Annotated in this window: 17 protein-coding genes; 9 read left to right on the top strand and 8 right to left on the bottom strand. The window is 63.9% G+C overall.

Annotated elements, in window-relative coordinates:
- The first annotated feature begins 5 nt into the window (after positions 1-5).
- Both PVZ78_RS27205 and PVZ78_RS27210 read left to right on the top strand, forming a co-directional pair.
- Positions 6-719, top strand: a complete 714-nt coding sequence (locus tag PVZ78_RS27205) for a DUF3108 domain-containing protein (protein WP_007927772.1) — start codon at positions 6-8, stop codon at positions 717-719.
- Between the two features lie 329 nt (positions 720-1,048).
- The gene (locus PVZ78_RS27210) at positions 1,049-1,237 is read left to right on the top strand and encodes a hypothetical protein (protein WP_016702508.1); all 189 of its coding nucleotides are present in this window, start codon (positions 1,049-1,051) and stop codon (positions 1,235-1,237) included.
- A gap of 94 nt (positions 1,238-1,331) precedes the next feature.
- On the opposite strand, the gene PVZ78_RS27215 is transcribed toward PVZ78_RS27210, so the two are convergent.
- The 7 genes from PVZ78_RS27215 to PVZ78_RS27245 all read right to left on the bottom strand — a co-directional run bounded on the left by PVZ78_RS27215 (position 1,332) and on the right by PVZ78_RS27245 (position 9,618).
- Positions 1,332-1,871: a DUF2058 domain-containing protein gene (locus PVZ78_RS27215; RefSeq protein ID WP_007927770.1), complete on the bottom strand. Its 540-nt coding sequence runs from the start codon at positions 1,869-1,871 to the stop codon at positions 1,332-1,334.
- 27 nt (positions 1,872-1,898) lie between these two features.
- On the bottom strand, positions 1,899-2,732 hold the full coding sequence (gene mazG / locus PVZ78_RS27220; RefSeq protein WP_009050273.1) for a nucleoside triphosphate pyrophosphohydrolase: 834 nt from the start codon (positions 2,730-2,732) through the stop codon (positions 1,899-1,901).
- 65 nt (positions 2,733-2,797) lie between these two features.
- Positions 2,798-5,041: a GTP diphosphokinase gene (relA, locus tag PVZ78_RS27225; RefSeq protein ID WP_009050274.1), complete on the bottom strand. Its 2,244-nt coding sequence runs from the start codon at positions 5,039-5,041 to the stop codon at positions 2,798-2,800.
- Between the two features lie 120 nt (positions 5,042-5,161).
- Positions 5,162-6,514, bottom strand: a complete 1,353-nt coding sequence (gene rlmD / locus PVZ78_RS27230; protein ID WP_028683150.1) for a 23S rRNA (uracil(1939)-C(5))-methyltransferase RlmD — start codon at positions 6,512-6,514, stop codon at positions 5,162-5,164.
- Positions 6,514-7,416 carry a cysteine synthase CysM gene (gene cysM / locus PVZ78_RS27235; RefSeq protein ID WP_009050276.1) on the bottom strand — a complete coding sequence of 301 codons (903 nt, stop codon included), beginning with the start codon at positions 7,414-7,416 and terminating at the stop codon, positions 6,514-6,516. The genes rlmD and cysM overlap by 1 nt, the downstream gene beginning before the upstream one ends.
- Before the next feature lie 80 nt (positions 7,417-7,496).
- Positions 7,497-8,909: a sensor histidine kinase gene (locus PVZ78_RS27240; protein ID WP_041989042.1), complete on the bottom strand. Its 1,413-nt coding sequence runs from the start codon at positions 8,907-8,909 to the stop codon at positions 7,497-7,499.
- Complete coding sequence (locus PVZ78_RS27245) at positions 8,896-9,618, bottom strand: response regulator transcription factor (protein ID WP_081360108.1); 723 nt, start codon at positions 9,616-9,618, stop codon at positions 8,896-8,898. The genes PVZ78_RS27240 and PVZ78_RS27245 overlap by 14 nt, the downstream gene beginning before the upstream one ends.
- 220 nt (positions 9,619-9,838) lie before the next feature.
- On the opposite strand from PVZ78_RS27245, the gene PVZ78_RS27250 reads away from it, so the two are divergent.
- From PVZ78_RS27250 to PVZ78_RS27265, 4 genes are all read left to right on the top strand, one after another.
- A complete protein-coding gene (locus tag PVZ78_RS27250) occupies positions 9,839-12,592 on the top strand; it encodes a response regulator (protein WP_009050279.1) in 2,754 nt (917 codons plus the stop codon).
- Between the two features lie 66 nt (positions 12,593-12,658).
- Positions 12,659-13,648 (top strand): 2-hydroxyacid dehydrogenase, encoded by a 990-nt coding sequence (locus tag PVZ78_RS27255; RefSeq protein ID WP_081360107.1) that lies wholly within the window; start codon positions 12,659-12,661, stop codon positions 13,646-13,648.
- A 90-nt stretch (positions 13,649-13,738) separates the two neighbouring features.
- On the top strand, positions 13,739-14,176 hold the full coding sequence (locus PVZ78_RS27260; RefSeq protein WP_009050281.1) for a hypothetical protein: 438 nt from the start codon (positions 13,739-13,741) through the stop codon (positions 14,174-14,176).
- Positions 14,173-14,577, top strand: coding sequence for an META domain-containing protein (locus PVZ78_RS27265; RefSeq protein WP_023966598.1), 405 nt, complete (start codon positions 14,173-14,175; stop codon positions 14,575-14,577). Before PVZ78_RS27260 ends, PVZ78_RS27265 begins: the two co-directional genes overlap by 4 nt.
- Positions 14,578-14,688: 111 nt before the next feature.
- On the opposite strand, the gene PVZ78_RS27270 is transcribed toward PVZ78_RS27265, so the two are convergent.
- Positions 14,689-15,153: a TlpA disulfide reductase family protein gene (locus PVZ78_RS27270; RefSeq protein ID WP_009050283.1), complete on the bottom strand. Its 465-nt coding sequence runs from the start codon at positions 15,151-15,153 to the stop codon at positions 14,689-14,691.
- 130 nt (positions 15,154-15,283) lie between these two features.
- Between PVZ78_RS27270 and arsC the strand changes: the two genes are divergently transcribed.
- The 3 genes from arsC to PVZ78_RS27285 are packed head-to-tail and all read left to right on the top strand — an operon-like array spanning position 15,284 to position 16,657.
- On the top strand, positions 15,284-15,637 hold the full coding sequence (arsC, locus tag PVZ78_RS27275; protein ID WP_009050284.1) for an arsenate reductase (glutaredoxin): 354 nt from the start codon (positions 15,284-15,286) through the stop codon (positions 15,635-15,637).
- Positions 15,634-16,239 (top strand): NAD(P)H:quinone oxidoreductase, encoded by a 606-nt coding sequence (gene wrbA, locus PVZ78_RS27280; RefSeq protein ID WP_009050285.1) that lies wholly within the window; start codon positions 15,634-15,636, stop codon positions 16,237-16,239. The genes arsC and wrbA overlap by 4 nt, the downstream gene beginning before the upstream one ends.
- Positions 16,232-16,657, top strand: a complete 426-nt coding sequence (locus tag PVZ78_RS27285) for a DUF2069 domain-containing protein (RefSeq protein WP_009050286.1) — start codon at positions 16,232-16,234, stop codon at positions 16,655-16,657. Before wrbA ends, PVZ78_RS27285 begins: the two co-directional genes overlap by 8 nt.
- The last annotated feature ends 17 nt before the right edge of the window (positions 16,658-16,674 follow it).

Consider the following 16,674-nt stretch of genomic DNA (forward strand, 5'->3'; position numbering starts at 1 on the left):
ATTTTATGCGTCGCGCCCTGCTCTTCGCTTGTGCTCTGCTCGCCCTGCCTTTCGCGCAGGCTGCAGACCTTCAACCCTTCTCCGCCAGCTATACCGCCGACTGGAAACAGCTGCCGATGAGCGGTACCGCCGAACGCAGCCTGGAAAAGAAAGGCGACGGCACCTGGAAGCTGAGCTTCAAGGCTTCGATGATGATCGCCAGCCTGACTGAAGAAAGCACCCTGACGCTCGACAAGGACACCCTGCTGCCGCAGTCCTATCACTTCGAGCGCGGCGGCCTGGGCAAAGCCAAGAAGGCCGACCTGGACTTTGACTGGAACGCCAAGATGGTCACCGGCACCGATCGCGGCGATGCGGTCAAGATCCCGCTCAATCGCGGCATGGTTGACAAATCCACCTACCAGCTCGCCTTGCAGCACGATGTGGCCGCCGGCAAGAAAAGCATGAGCTATCAGGTTGTCGATGATGGCGAAGTCGACACCTACGACTTCCGTGTCCTGGGCTCGGAAAAAGTCGACACCAAGGCCGGCCAGATCGACGCGATCAAGGTCGAGCGCGTGCGCGACCCGACACAAAGCAAACGCATCACCGTCATGTGGTTCGCCAAGGACTGGGATTACCTGCTGGTTCGCCTGCAACAGGTCGAAACCGACGGCAAGGAGTACAACATCATGCTCCTGAACGGCACCGTCAACGGCAAGACCGTCAAAGGCAGCTAAGCCGCACGACAATGAAAAAGCCCCGCCGATGCGGGGCTTTTTTTCGCCTGGTGTTTCTATTTGGCCGCTCAAGCACAGCCCTCCTGGCGACCCGACAGGCTCGCTCGCCGAGCAAAAATGCCCGGCACAACAGCCGCCCAACATGAAACTTTTGTCATGAAACTCCGGCCCCTGCGACCGAATGCCACAGTTTCCGCGGCCTGCGGGACTGTTTCGAAATCTGCAAAAGATTGTTGCATTTGAAAGCAATTTACTTAGCCAGCTAACAAAATATATAACGGAGTCCTGCACACGCCTTGCTGCAGATCAATAGAGATTGGAGCTAGCAGATGACTGTAAAAGTAACTGAACGCGACGATTCACACATGTCCCATGAAGGCGTAGCCGCAGGTGTACGGATCTGGGACGTGCATCAACAAGACTTGCTGGTGGGAATGTTTCATTCCGAGAGCGATGCCCATAATTACAAGGCCGAACTGGAGAAGCTGGAGCAGAACCGCGCACCGCAAAGCTCCTGACCTCACACTGACTGCCGCGGCTGCCGCCACGCATCGGTAGCCGCTTCAGAAACAACAAACCCCGCTCATGGCGGGGTTTGTTGTTTCTGCGGGTTTACCACATCAGATCGTCAGGGATCTGGTAGGCCGCGTACGGATCGTCCTCGTCCGGCGCCTCGGTCGGCGTGTTGAGCTGAACGATGCGCCGTGGATCGCGCTCCTGGATCTTCAGCGCGGCTTCACGCGGGATGACTTCATAACCGCCGGCATGGTGCACGATGGCCAGCGAGCCGCTGCTCAGCTTGTTGCGCATCAGGGTGTTCACCGACAGGCGCTTGACCTTCTTGTCGTCGACGAAGTTGTAGTAGTCCTCGGTGGTCAGCTTTGGCAGGCGCGACACTTCGATCAGTTGCTTGATCTGCGCGGCACGGGCCTTCTGCTCGGCCTTCTCCTGCTGCTGGCGGTTGAGTTCCTGGTCACGCTTGACCTTCTCGGCTTGCGCCTCCTGGGCCAGGCGCGCCTGGGTATCGTCCGCCTCGACCTGGCCCTTATGGACCAGGCGTTGCTGCTTCTGTTTCTCTTTGCTGACCTGCTTGGCCTGCTTTTGGTTGACCAGCCCTGCTTTGAGCAACTGGTCGCGAAGGGAAAGGCTCATTGGTGCTCACTCACTTAGGCAACAGCCTCAGCCACAGCTGGGCAAATTCTTTTCCTGACGTTTGGCTTCGCCCCACAAGGCGTCCAACTCTTCGAGGGTGCAATCTTCCATGGGTCGGCGGGTATCGCGCAATGCCTGCTCGATAAATCGAAAGCGCCGCTCGAACTTGGCATTGGCGCCACGCAAGGTGGTTTCCGGATCGACCTTCAGATGCCGGGCCAGGTTGACCACGGCGAACAGCAGGTCGCCCACCTCGTCGGCGATCGCCTGCGGGTCATTCTCGGACATGGCTTCGAGCACTTCATCGAGCTCTTCGCGGATCTTGTCCACCACCGGCAAGGCGTCCGGCCAGTCAAAACCGACCTGGGCCGCGCGCTTTTGCAACTTGGCCGAACGGGACAGGGCCGGCAGCGCCGCGGGCACATCGTCGAGCAAGGACAACTGCAAAGGCTCTGCCGATTTCTCAGCGCGCTCCTCGGCCTTGATCTCTTCCCAGCGCTGCTTGACTTGTTCTTCATCCAGCCGTGGCGTATCCAGCGGCGCGTACAGGTCCCCGGTAGGGAATACATGGGGATGGCGACGGATCAGCTTGCGGGTGATGCTGTCGACCACGCCGTCGAACTCGAAACGCCCCTCCTCCCGTGCCAGCTGGCTGTAATACACCACCTGGAACAGCAGATCGCCCAGCTCGCCCTGCAAGTGCTCGAAGTCGCCCCGTTCGATGGCATCGGCCACTTCGTAGGCTTCTTCCAGGGTGTGGGGGACAATGGTGGCGTAGCTCTGCTTGATATCCCAAGGGCAGCCGTACTGCGGATCCCGCAGCCGCGCCATCAGGTGCAACAGGTCTTCAAGGCTGTACATCGGCAACTCTCGTTAGCGCCCCCTGCGGGAGCAAGCTGGCTTGCTCCCGCAGTGTCGGGCCATCTTCAAGGGGTACGGTTACGGCGGGTCTCGATGATGTTCGGCAACTGGGAAATACGCCCCAGCAACCGCCCCAACGCGTCCAGCCCCGGAATCTCGATGGTCAGGGACATCAGCGCAGTGTTGTCCTCCTTGTTCGAGCGGGTGTTGACCGCCAGCACGTTGATCCGCTCGTTGAGCAGTACCTGGGACACGTCACGCAACAGGCCGGAACGGTCGTAGGCGCGAATGATGATGTCCACCGGGTAGGTCTGCACCGGCACCGGACCCCAGCTGACCTGGATGATCCGCTCCGGCTCGCGGCCGGCCAGTTGCAGCACCGAGGCGCAGTCCTGGCGGTGAATGCTCACCCCACGACCCTGGGTGATGTAACCGACGATCGCATCCCCCGGCAGCGGCTGGCAGCAACCGGCCATCTGGGTCAGCAAGTTGCCGACGCCCTGGATCTGGATGTCGCCGCGCTTGCCCGGCTTGTAGCCGGTGGCCTTGCGCGGGATCAGCTCCAGCTGTTCGTTGCCGCGTTCCGGCTCCACCAACTGCTGCGCCAGGTTGACCAGTTGCGCCAGGCGCAGGTCGCCCGCGCCCAGGGCGGCGAACATGTCCTCGGCGGTTTTCATGTTGGCCTTGTCGGCCAGCTTGTCGAAATCCACCTGCGGCAGGTCGAGGCGATTGAGTTCGCGCTCGAGCAGGGTCTTGCCCGCCGCCACGTTCTGATCGCGCGCCTGCAGCTTGAACCAGTGGACGATCTTCGCCCGTGCCCGCGAGGTGGTGACATACCCCAGGTTCGGGTTCAGCCAGTCGCGGCTCGGCGTGCCGTGCTTGCTGGTGATGATCTCGACCTGCTCGCCGGTCTGCAGGCTGTAGTTGAGCGGCACGATGCGCCCGTTGATCTTCGCGCCCCGGCAGTTGTGGCCGATCTCGGTGTGCACGCGGTAGGCGAAGTCCAGCGGCGTCGCGCCTTTCGGCAAGTCGATCGCATGGCCGTCGGGGGTGAAGATGTACACCCGGTCCGGCTCGATATCCACCCGCAGTTGCTCGGCCAGGCCACCGATATCCCCCAGTTCCTCGTGCCACTCGAGCACCTGGCGCAGCCAGGAGATTTTCTCTTCGTAGTGGTTGGAGCCGGACTTGACGTCGGTGCCCTTGTAGCGCCAGTGGGCGCAGACCCCCAGCTCAGCCTCTTCGTGCATCGCGTGGGTACGGATCTGCACTTCCAGCACCTTGCCCTCAGGGCCGATGACCGCCGTGTGCAGCGAGCGGTAACCGTTCTCCTTGGGGTTGGCGATGTAGTCGTCGAACTCTTTCGGAATGTGCCGCCACAGGGTGTGGACGATCCCCAGCGCGGTGTAGCAGTCGCGCATTTCCGGGACCAGCACGCGCACCGCGCGCACGTCGTAGATCTGGCTGAACTCCAGGCCCTTGCGCTGCATTTTGCGCCAGATCGAATAGATGTGTTTGGCCCGGCCGCTGATGTCGGCGTCGACGCCGGTGGCCTGCAGTTCGTTCTGCAGCTGGTTCATCACATCGGAGATGAAGCGCTCACGATCGAGGCGCCGCTCGTGCAGCAACTTGGCGATCTGCTTGTACTGCTCAGGCTCCAGGTAACGGAAGGACAGGTCCTCCAGCTCCCACTTGATATGGCCGATACCGAGGCGATGCGCCAGCGGTGCGTAGATGTCGAAGACTTCCCGGGCGACCCGGTTGCGCTTCTCGTCGTCGGCGTTTTTCACCGCGCGAATCGCGCAGGTCCGCTCGGCCAGCTTGATCAGTGCCACACGCACGTCATCGACCATCGCCACCAGCATCTTGCGCAGGTTTTCCACCTGGGCCTGGGTGCCGAGCACGAGGGATTGGCGGGGGCTGAGGCTGGCGCTGATCGCCGCCATGCGCAGCACGCCGTCGATCAGCTTGGCCACCACCGGGCCGAAGCGCTGGCTGACGGCCGGCAGCGGGATCTGGCCTTCACGGACGCCACGGTAGAGTACCGCGGCCACCAGCGAATCCTGATCCAGCTTGAGGTCGGCAAGGATCTCCGCGATCTCGAGGCCGGTGCTGAAACTCGACATGTCTTCGCCACTGAGATTCTTCGCGGCGATGTGTTGTTGCTCTGCCTCACGAGCGAACTCGCAGGCTTCTTTCAAGGCTTCACGGTCCAGTGCCATGTCGACGCTGACCGCATGATCGAGCCACGCCTCGAGATTGATACTGCCGTCGGTGTTGATCGGCTGGTGCGCTCTCACCTGTACCATCTTGCTTTACCTTCCCTACGACGCACATTCAATGCGTCAAATCGCTGACCTTCACTGCCAGTATTTCCTCGCTGGGCCGGCGAGTGCTGCCTGACGGGCCAACGGATTAGACGAGCCATCCTAGCTCGCTTCAAATAACGCCATGGCCTCGACATGTGCCGTCTGAGGAAACATATCGAGGATCCCGGCACGTTTTAACCGGTAGCCCTGCCTGACCAGTTCGACTGTGTCACGCGCCAGAGTGGCAGGGTTGCATGACACATAAACCAGGCGCTTGGCGCCCAGGCTCGCCAGCTTGCGTACCACCTCGAAAGCCCCGTCCCGAGGTGGGTCCAAGAGTACCGCAGAAAAGCCTTCGCGGGCCCACTCGGCGTCGCTCAGGGGCTGCGATAAATCGGCCTGAAAAAACCGGGTGTTATGCAAATTGTTGCTAGCGGCATTCTCCGCGGCACGCGCGACCATGGTCGCCACCCCTTCGACCGCCACCACTTCACGAACCTTCTGCGCCAGTGGCAGGGCAAAGTTGCCCAGGCCGCAAAACAGGTCCAGCACGCGCTCGTCAGCCTGTGGCGCCAGCCACTCCAGGGCCTGGGCCACCATCGCCTCGTTGACCCCGGCATTGACCTGGACAAAATCCCCCGGCCGATAAGCCAGCTGCAGATTCCACGGCTCCAGGCGATAGCCCAGGGCCTGGTCCGGGTCCACCGGTTGCGGCTCGCCTTCGCCATGCAGCCACAGCTGGGCCTCATGGAACGCGCAGAACGCCTGGAGAATCTCCAGGTCGGCCGCGGACAACGGCGCCATATGGCGCAGCAGCACAGCAATCGCCGAACCGCTGAACAACTCCACATGCCCCAGCGCCTGCGGTTTGCTCAGGCGCTGCAGCATGGCCGGCAAGCGGCTCATGATCGGTTGCAAGGGCTGTACCAGCACCGGGCATTCGTCGATGGCGACTATGTCCTGGCTGCCGGCGGCGCGAAAGCCCACTTCGAGTTTTTTCGCCTTGGCGTCCCAGCGCACCGCGACCCGCGCCCGGCGTCGGTAGCCGAACTCCGGACCGCTCAAAGGTGGCGCCCACTCCTCTGGCTCGACACCGGCAACCCGCGACAGCTGCTCGGCGAGCATGCGCTGTTTCAGGGCAAGCTGTTCGTCATGGGGCAGGTGCTGCACGCTGCAGCCGCCACAACGGCCGGCATGGGCGCAAGGCGCTGGCCGGCGCAGATCGCTGGCGCTGAACACCCGCTCGGTACGGGCTTCCACCACTTTGCCGTGGGCGCCCAGCACTCGCGCCTCGACCTCTTCGCCCGCCAGTGCACCGACAACGAACCAGGTACGCCCCTCCAGAAAGGCGATGCCACGACCGTCGTTGGCCAGGCGCTCGATGGTCAGGCGCTGTTTTTTTCCAACGGGGATCTGCGCCGCCCGGCTCCCGCCCGAAGGCTGGAAGCGCAGGCCTCTGACTGGCTTAGCCATCAGTTGGGCGCATCGAAGATGCCGGTCGACAGGTAACGGTCGCCACGGTCACAGATGATCGCGACAATCACCGCGTTTTCGACTTCCCGGGACAGGCGCAACATCGCCGCCACCGCACCGCCCGAGGACACGCCGCAGAAGATGCCTTCTTCGCGGGCCAGGCGCCGGGTCACGTCTTCGGCTTCGCTCTGCGTCATGTCGACGATGCGATCGACACGAGTGGCCTGGTAGATCTTCGGCAGGTATTCCTGCGGCCAGCGACGAATGCCGGGGATGGCCGAGCCTTCCATCGGTTGCAGGCCGATGATCTGCACGTTCGGGTTCTGTTCCTTCAGATAACGCGAGGTGCCCATGATGGTGCCGGTGGTGCCCATGGAGCTGACGAAATGGGTGATGGTGCCCTCGGTCTGCCGCCAGATTTCCGGGCCGGTGCCGGTGTAGTGCGCTTCCGGGTTATCCAGGTTGGCGAACTGGTCGAGCACCTTGCCGCGACCTTCGGCCTGCATCTTCTCGGCCAGGTCGCGCGCGCCTTCCATACCCTCTTCCTGGCTGACCAGGATCAGCTCGGCGCCATAGGCGGTCATCGCCGCCTTGCGCTCGGCACTGGAGTTGTCGGGCATGATCAGGATCATCTTGTAGCCCTTGATCGCCGCAGCCATGGCCAGGGCAATCCCGGTGTTGCCCGAGGTTGCCTCGATCAGCGTATCGCCGGGGTGAATCTGCCCACGCAGCTCGGCGCGAGTGATCATCGACAGCGCCGGGCGGTCCTTGACCGAACCCGCCGGGTTATTGCCCTCGAGCTTGAGCAGCAGGGTGTTGCTGGTGACGCCAGGCAGGCGCTGCAAACGGACCAGCGGGGTGTTGCCGACGCAATCGGCGATGGTGGGGTACTGCAAGGTCATGGCGTATTCGCAATCCGGACTGCGGGGGCGACTATCATACCGGCAAACGTTCGCAGGCCATATCACGCAAAGTGAGGGTCTTATGGCTTAACGATATAAGGCAGCGAATCAGCCTCGCTCGAAGGCGCTTGCACCCTAACGGCAGCCCGCAGACGCATGTTCAGGCGCAAGCCACGCCCGGCATTTTCCGCCCACAGTTGACCGCCCTGACGCTGCACGGCGTTGCGCGCGATGCTCAACCCCAGGCCAAAACCGCCATTGCCCGGACGCGAGCCGTCGAGGCGGGTAAAGGGATCGAAGATTCGCTGCAGATCGGCGTCGGCCACGCCAGGCCCTTCATCCTCCAGCCACAGCAGCCAATGCTCGCCCTGGCGCTGGCCGTCCAGCAGCACACGACCGCCCGCGGGCGAATGACGAATGGCATTGCGTAGGATGTTCTCCAGGGCCTGGGCCAGGGTATTGAGGTTGCCCCGTACCCAGCACGAGGCATCCAGCGCGCAGTGCAGTTGCGCGCTGGACCAGGCGCTTTCGAAGCAGGCGTTTTCCGTGAGCATTTCCCACAGGGCCTGGATCTGGATGTCTTCCTCGGCCAACGGTGCCCGCTCGGTGTCGAGCCAGGCCAGTTGCAAGGTGTCGTCCACCAGCCGCTGCATGCCATCGACTTCCCGCGCCAACCGCTCGCGCAATGCCGGCAGGCTCTGCTCGCCGTCGCAGGCCACCCGCAGACGACTCAGGGGCGTGCGCAATTCATGGGAAAGGTCGCGCAGCAATTGCTGTTGCAAGGCCACGGTGCCCTGCAGGCGCTCGGACATCTGGTCGAACGCCCGGCCCAGTTCGCCCAGCTCGTCCTGGCGACTGGTGGTCTGGCTCGACAGCCGCGCATTCAGTTGATCGGCGCGCCAGGCGTTGGCCTGTTCGCGCAACTGGTTCAGCGGCACCACCAACAGTCGATACAGCCCGACACACAGCAACAGGGTGAACAGGCCGGGAATCACCCCGTTGGTCAGTACCCGCCAGAATACCCGGTAGCGCCCGGGCATGAAGCGCTGGGGCAGCTCGATCACCAGGCTGCCGGCGGACGGGTCGTTGGGAAACGGAATCTTCAGCCAGGGCAAACCACGGGTATGACGGCTGACCGGCCAATCCAGGCCGCGCAGGAATGTCAGGTGCTGGCTCTCGGCTTCGCTCAGCGGATAACTGCTCAGCGACTGCAGGTCGCGGCCGATGACCCCGATCCAATGCCGCTCGCGTCCGGCCATGCCCTGCAACCAGGCATCGACCCCGGCGCTCTGTCCCTGGCTCCAGGCCTGTTCGGCCTCGGCGGCGTAACCGGTCAGCGTGCCGCGGGCCTCATCGGAGAGGAACAGGTTCTTCTGTTCCATGTAGCGGCCCCAGGACCAGCTCAGCCAGATCATCAGCAGGCAGAAGGCGACCAACAGACAGGCCAGCTTCCAGAACAGCGAATGCCTGCCGGGCAGCTCAGGCCATTTCATCGACGGCACTCAGCACATAGCCCTTGCCCCAGACCGTGCGCACTTCCCGCGCGACATAACCGACCGCCTTGAGTTTGCGGCGGATCTGGCTGATGTGCATGTCCAGGCTGCGATCATGGGGGGCGTAGCCGCGCTGCAGCACATGCTGATAAAGGAAGGGTTTGCTCAGGACCTCATCGCCGTTGCGGTTGAGTGTCTCCAGCAAGCGGTACTCGCTGCGGGTCAGCCCGGCCCACTGTTGCCCGTAATGCACGTCGCACAGCTCGTCGTCGAAACGCAGCCCCTGGGCTTCCTGCCTGAGCGGCGCCGGGGCCGGCCGGCGATCCAGGGCCACGCGCCGCAGGATGGCTTCGATCCGTACCCGCAGCTCGGCCATGCTGAAGGGCTTGGGCAGGTAGTCGTCGGCGCCCAGGCGGAAACCGCTGATGCGATCGGCCTCGGCCCCCAGCGCCGACATCAGCAGCACCGGCGTGGAATGGCTCTGGCGAAAATGCGTGAGCACCGTCAGGCCGTCCATGCCCGGCAGCAGGATGTCCATCAGCACCACATCGAAAGGCTGCTGGCAGGCCATCGTCAGCCCTTCCTGGCCGTTCTGGCACCAGGTGACATCAAACCCACAACGGCCCAATTGCTCGTGCACATAGGCGCCGAGCACCAGGTCGTCTTCGATGCTCAGGATCCGGGGATGGCCGACAGATACGGGATTCATTAGCTTCTGCAAGTAATTCTCAGTTGGGCGATTATTCAAGATTGTCCGCGGCCGGGCAACCGACACCGGTCGACAAGGCGTTCGCTGGCCCGGGGCATCGGAGCGGTTCGACGGTTAATTTTGCGAAGATTGCGGCAAAGCAAATGGCTACACTGCGCAGGTGGTGCGCACCGGATGTGCGCAGGGTTCATTCAAAATGGCGTGTTAGCAGGAGAGTTGCGTGCTTAAGAAACTGGGGATCAAAGGCCGCGTGCTGTTGCTGACCTTGCTGCCAACCAGCCTGATGGCGTTGGTGCTGGGCGGTTATTTCACCTGGATGCAGCAGTCGGACCTGCAAACCCAGCTTCTGCAACGCGGCGAAATGATCGCCGAGCAACTGGCGCCTCTGGTGGCACCGGCCCTGGCCCACCAGAACACCGCCCTGCTGGAACGCATCGCCACCCAGTCCCTGGAACAGCAGGACGTACGCGCGGTGACCTTCCTTGCGCCCGACCGCACGCCTCTGGCCCATGCCGGCCCGAGCATGCTCAACCAGGCGCCCACCGGTAACGGCAGCCAGATGTTGCAACGCACCGGCAGCGACGCCACCCGCTATCTGCTGCCGGTGTTCGGCCGCCACCGCAACCTGGCCGGCGACCTGATTCCCGACGAGTCCGACCGCCTGCTTGGCTGGGTCGAGCTGGAACTGTCCCACAACAGCATGCTGCTGCGCGGCTACCGCAGCCTGTTCGCCAGCCTGATGCTGATTACCGCCGGGCTGATCTGCACCGGCCTGCTGGCGCTGCGCATGGGGCGCACCATCAACAACCCGCTGAGCCAGATCAAACAGGCCGTCACCCAACTCAAGGACGGCAACCTGGAAACCCGCCTGCCCTTGCTCGGCAGCCAGGAGCTGGACGAACTGGCCTCGGGCATCAACCGCATGGCCGGCACCCTGCAGAATGCCCAGGAAGAACTGCAGCACAGCATCGACCAGGCCACCGAGGATGTCCGGCAAAACCTGGAGACCATCGAGATCCAGAACATCGAGCTGGACCTGGCGCGCAAGGAGGCCCTGGAGGCCAGTCGGATCAAGTCGGAATTCCTGGCCAACATGAGTCACGAAATCCGTACACCACTCAACGGCATCCTTGGCTTCACCCACCTGTTGCAGAAAAGCGAGCTGACCCCGCGCCAGCTGGATTACCTGGGCACCATCGAAAAATCCGCCGACAGCCTGCTGGGGATCATCAACGAAATTCTCGACTTCTCGAAAATCGAAGCCGGTAAGCTGGTGCTCGACAGCATTCCGTTCAACCTGCGCGATCTGTTGCAGGACACCCTGACCATCCTCGCCCCGGCTGCCCACGCCAAGCAGCTGGAACTGGTCAGCCTGGTGTATCGCGATACGCCGCTGTCGCTGGTGGGCGACCCGCTGCGCCTCAAGCAGATCCTCACCAACCTGGTGAGCAACGCCATCAAGTTCACCCGCGAAGGCACCATCGTCGCCCGCGCCATGCTCGAAGAAGAACACGAAGACAGCGTGCAACTGCGCATCAGCATTCAGGACACCGGCATCGGCCTGTCGAACCAGGACGTGCGCGCCCTGTTCCAGGCCTTCAGCCAGGCCGACAACTCACTGTCGCGGCAACCCGGCGGCACCGGTTTGGGGCTGGTGATCTCCAAGCGCCTGATCGAACAGATGGGCGGCGAGATCGGCGTCGACAGTACGCCCGGTGAAGGTTCGGAGTTCTGGATCAGCCTGCGCCTGCCGAAAACCCGCGACGACGCTGAAGACCTGCCCGCCCCGCCGCTGCTCGGCAGGCGGGTCGCGGTGCTGGAGAACCATGAGCTGGCGCGCCAGGCCCTGCAGCATCAACTCGAGGATTGCGGCCTGGAAGTCACGCCGTTCAATACCCTGGAAGCCCTGACCAACGGGGTGACCGGGGTGCACCAGACCGAACAGGCGATCGACCTGGCGGTTCTCGGCATCACCACCAATGACATGCCGCCGGAACGCCTCAACCAGCACATCTGGGACCTCGAACACCTGGGCTGCAAAGTGCTGGTGCTGTGCCCGACCACCGAACAGACGCTGTTCCACCTGTCGGTGCCCAACCCTCACAGCCAGTTGCAGGCCAAACCGGCCTGTACGCGCAAACTGCGGCGCGCCCTGGCCGACCTGGTCAACCCCAAGGCGGTGCGCAGCGAGCCGAGCGAACCGATCGCCAGTCGCCCGCCGCGGGTGCTGTGTGTCGATGACAACCCGGCCAACCTGCTGCTGGTGCAGACCCTGCTCGAGGACATGGGCGCCAAGGTGCTCGCGGTCGACAGCGGTTACGCGGCGGTCAAGGCAGTGCAGAACGAATCCTTCGACCTGGTGATGATGGACGTGCAGATGCCCGGCATGGACGGTCGCCAGAGCACCGAGGCGATTCGCCAGTGGGAAAGCGAGCGCAACTGCACGCCGCTGCCGGTGATCGCCCTCACCGCCCACGCCATGGCCAACGAAAAACGCGCGCTGCTGCAAAGCGGCATGGACGACTACCTGACCAAGCCCATCAGCGAACGGCAGCTGGCTCAGGTGGTGCTGAAGTGGACCGGTCTGGCCCTGCGCAACCAGGGCCCGGAACGCACAGGCGAACCGTCGGGCAACGGCCTTGAGCTGCAAGTGCTGGATCACGACGAAGGTTTGCGCCTGGCCGCCGGCAAGGCGGATCTGGCCGCCGACATGCTGGCGATGCTCCTGGCCTCGCTGGAGGCCGATCGCGAAGCGATTCGCGCCGCCCGTGCCGCCAACGACCACAATGCCCTGATCGAACGGGTCCACCGCCTGCACGGGGCGACCCGCTACTGCGGAGTGCCGCAATTGCGCGCCGCCTGCCAGCGCAGCGAAACCCTGCTCAAGCAGGAAGACATCAAGGCCTTCGCCGCCCTCGACGAACTCGAACGGGCGATCAACCGCCTGGCCACGGAGGCCCGCATCAACGCCTGACTCAGGGCAACGACCCGGTTGCCCCGAAGGTTCATGCTGGGGGCAACCACCCACAAGGACGACGCCATGCGCACGATTCTCTTCAGCAGCCAGAACTATGACCGCGACAGCTTCCTCGGCGCCGAGCGGCCGCCGGGCCTCGAGCTACAGTTCCAGGCCGCGCGCCTGAGCCTGGACACCGCGGCCCTGGCGGAGCACCACGAAGTGGTCTGCGCCTTTATCAACGACGACCTGAGCGCCCCGGTGCTGGAACAGCTGGCCGCCGGCGGCACGCGCCTGATCGCGCTGCGCTCGGCCGGCTACAACCATGTCGACCTGGCCGCGGCCAAACGCCTGGGCCTGAGCGTGGTGCGGGTCCCGGCCTACTCGCCCCATGCCGTGGCCGAGCATGCCGTGGCCCTGATCCTCGCGCTGAACCGCCGCCTGCACCGCGCCTATAACCGCACCCGCGAAGGCGACTTCAGCCTGCACGGCCTGACCGGTTTCGACCTGGTGGGAAAAACCGTCGGCATCGTCGGCACCGGGCAGATCGGCGCCACCTTTGCCCGGATCATGGCCGGTTTCGGCTGCCAGCTGCTGGCCCACGACCCCTTCCCCAACCCAGAAGTCGAGGCCCTGGGCGCGCGTTACCTGAGCCTGCCGGAGCTGCTGGCCCAGGCGCAGATCATCAGTCTGCACTGCCCGCTCACCGCCGACAGCAAACACCTGATCAACCGCCAGAGCCTGGCCCGGATGCAACCGGGGGCAATGCTGATCAACACCGGCCGCGGCGGCCTGGTGGATACCCCGGCGCTGATCGAAGCCCTGAAGAACGGCCAACTGGGCTACCTGGGGCTGGATGTCTATGAAGAAGAAGCGCAGCTGTTCTTCGAGGACCGCTCCGACCTGCCGCTGCAGGACGACGTGCTGGCGCGGCTGCTGACCTTCCCCAACGTGATAGTCACCGCCCACCAGGCCTTCCTCACCCGCGAAGCCCTGGCGGCGATCGCCGACACCACCTTGCACAACATCGCTGCCTGGGCCGCCGGCGCGCCCTGCAACCAGGTGGAAGGCTGAGTCGACGGACCGGCGGTAAGCGAAGGTCATCTGCCTGCAACCTGAGATATCAGGGTGCGTGCTAGCATACGCGCCAGATTTGGAGGACCCATGGTCGAACACGATTTCCGCTACAGCCTGATGAACCCGCAACACACCCTGATCGAATGCCGCGCCCTGGTGCCCGGCCGTTATCAGGTCACCGGCAACGGTGGTTCCATCCGCAACGACGACGTGCTGATCGTCACCCTCAAGGGCAGCAAGGACCTGTCGATGCGCCTGACGGTGGAAACCGTGCGGCACCTGATCAACCCGGTCGGCCAATGGGTCGCCGTGGCCCGCGGCCCGGTATTCGGCGAGCTGGCGATCCATCAGTGGCAGGTCAACTGCGACAGCTGCGCGGCCGAGCTGAGCTTCGAGTTCGCAGTGGATGCCAAGCTGGGCAGCAAGGCGCAAAAACCCGCGGCCAGCGCACGGATCGCCGAGCTGGGCTGGATCAGTGAAGGGGAAAAACACCTCTGCCCGAAATGCCAGCGAGCCGCCCAATGAAACGCCTGGCGTTGACCGCCGCGTTCGGCGCCGGCCTGCTGGGTTGCGCGGCGGAGCCGGTGAAACTGCAGCAGGATCGCAGCTATATCCTGGAGTGGATCGGCGAGCGTCCGCTGATCGACTACAGCCACCTGACCATCACCCTCGGTGAAGACGGTCGCGCCTACGGCAACGGCGGCTGCAACCATTGGTTCGCCCCCTACACCCTGGACGGCGACAAGCTCAGCTTCGGCAAGGTCGGCAGCACCCGCAAGATGTGCGCGCCCGCCCTGATGGAGCAGGAACGACGCTTCCTGCAGGCGTTGGAAACCGTCCAGCGCTGGGACATTTCCCCGATCGAACAAGTGCGCTTCTGGCCGGCCGAAGGCAAGCCGTTGCGCTGGTGGCTCGAGGAAGGCTGACCGCCCCCTGTAGCCGCTGCCGCAGGCTGCGATAAGGTCCGCAGGCCTTCAGCGATCCCGAGATCGCAACGGCCTTGCTAGCCGTTCGCAGCCTGCGGCAGCGGCTACGGATCAATGCCCACGCAGGGCTTCCAGCTTCGCCATCACGCCCGCCGCGGTCTGCTCGCCCATCAGTTGCTCACGCACCTTGCCCTGGTCATCGATGATGTAGGTCACCGGCAACCCTTCGCTGCGTGGCAAATCGAAAATCTCCGCCGGGTTCTGCGCCAGCACGGTGAACTTGATGCCCAGTTTTTCACTGGCGCTTTTCAGCTCTTCGCCCTGCACGTTATCGAAATTGACCCCCAGCACACTCACCGGCTGGCCCTTGAGCCCTTCGGCCAATGCATTGAGTTCGGGGATCTCGGTGCGGCACGGCCCACACCATTCGGCCCAGTAATTGAGCACCAGCCACTGCTTGTCCACGCGCTCGGCGGCGACTTGCCGGCCATATTGATCGACCCCGTAATCGTTACCGCAGCCGCTCAGCAACAAGGTGCCGATGATCGCCAATGCCGCTGCCAGTTGCCTTGCCATGCCTTGATCCTTGTATTGAAAAAAAAACAGTCAAACCCGCTTTCTCGTGCGACCCATCGCCTCGCAAGGTTCAGGACTGCCCGTCGCACAGGTAGAATAGCCGCCACCTTACGCAAGATGCGACCCGCCCATGACCGATCTGACGCTTTATCACAACCCGCGCTGCTCGAAATCCCGCGGTGCGCTGGAACTGCTGGAAGCCCGTGGCCTGACCCCGACCGTGGTCCGCTACCTGGAAACCCCGCTCGATGCCGCCCAGCTGCAAAGCCTGCTGGGCAAGCTCGGGATCGGCGCCCGCCAGCTGCTGCGCACCGGCGAAGACGAGTACAAGAGCCTCAACCTGGCCGACGCCAGCCTGAGCGAAGCGCAGCTGATCGCCGCCATCGCCGCGCACCCGAAACTCATGGAACGGCCGATTCTCGAAGTCGGCGACAAGGCCATCATCGGCCGGCCGCCAGAGAACGTACTGGAGATCCTGCCTTGAGTACGCCGTACATCCTGGTTCTCTACTACAGCCGCAACGGCTCGACCACCGAGATGGCCCGGCAGATCGCCCGGGGTATCGAACAAGGTGGCATGGAGGCGCGCCTGCGCACCGTGCCGGCGATATCCGCCGACTGCGAGGCCGTGGCCCCGAGCATCCCGGAAGACGGCGCGCTGTATGCCAGCCTCGATGACCTGAAGCACTGCTCCGGCCTGGCTTTGGGCAGCCCGACGCGCTTCGGCAACATGGCCGCGCCGCTGAAGTATTTCCTCGACGGCACCAGCAACCTGTGGCTGACCGGCGCCCTGGTGGGCAAGCCGGCCGGGGTGTTCACCTCCACCGCCAGCCTGCACGGCGGCCAGGAAACCACCCTGCTGTCGATGATGCTGCCGCTGCTGCACCACGGCATGCTGATCACCGGCCTGCCCTACAGCGAATCGGCCCTGCTGGAAACCCGTGGCGGCGGCACGCCTTACGGGGCCAGCCACCATGCCGGCGCCGACGGCAAAAGCCCGCTGAACGAGCACGAGGTCGCCCTCTGCCGCGCCCTGGGCCTGCGCCTGGCCAAGACGGCCCTGCAACTGGAGAGCAGCCGTGGCTAAAAAGCCGAAGATCCTGCCGGCCATCGAATGGCTGGAGCCGCGCGTACGCATCACCCGAGTGCTGAGCCTGATCTGCTTTTTCGGCCTGGTCGGCCTGCTCTGCGGTTACTACCTGTTCGTCGCCGACCTGCACGGCGCCCGGCCCTGGGTGATCCTGCTGATCGAACTGGTACCGCTGCTGCTGATGGCGCCGGGCATGCTGGTGGGCAGCGCGCGCGGGCATTCGTGGATGTGCTTTGTGGTGAACCTGTATTTCATCAAGGGCGCGCTGGCCGCCTACGATCCGAACCGCCAGCTGTTCGGCGTCCTGGAAATGCTCGCCAGCCTGGCGGTGTTCTGCTCGGCCCTGCTCTACGTGCGCTGGCGCTTCCAGCTCAACCGCAAGCTGGCAGGCGAAGGCGAGGTCAGCGCCGCCTGACGGTACGCCATCGCGGG

This window comes from Pseudomonas sp. SBT1-2 (genome assembly GCF_028640875.1).
GTDB lineage: Bacteria > Pseudomonadota > Gammaproteobacteria > Pseudomonadales > Pseudomonadaceae > Aquipseudomonas > Aquipseudomonas chlororaphis_I.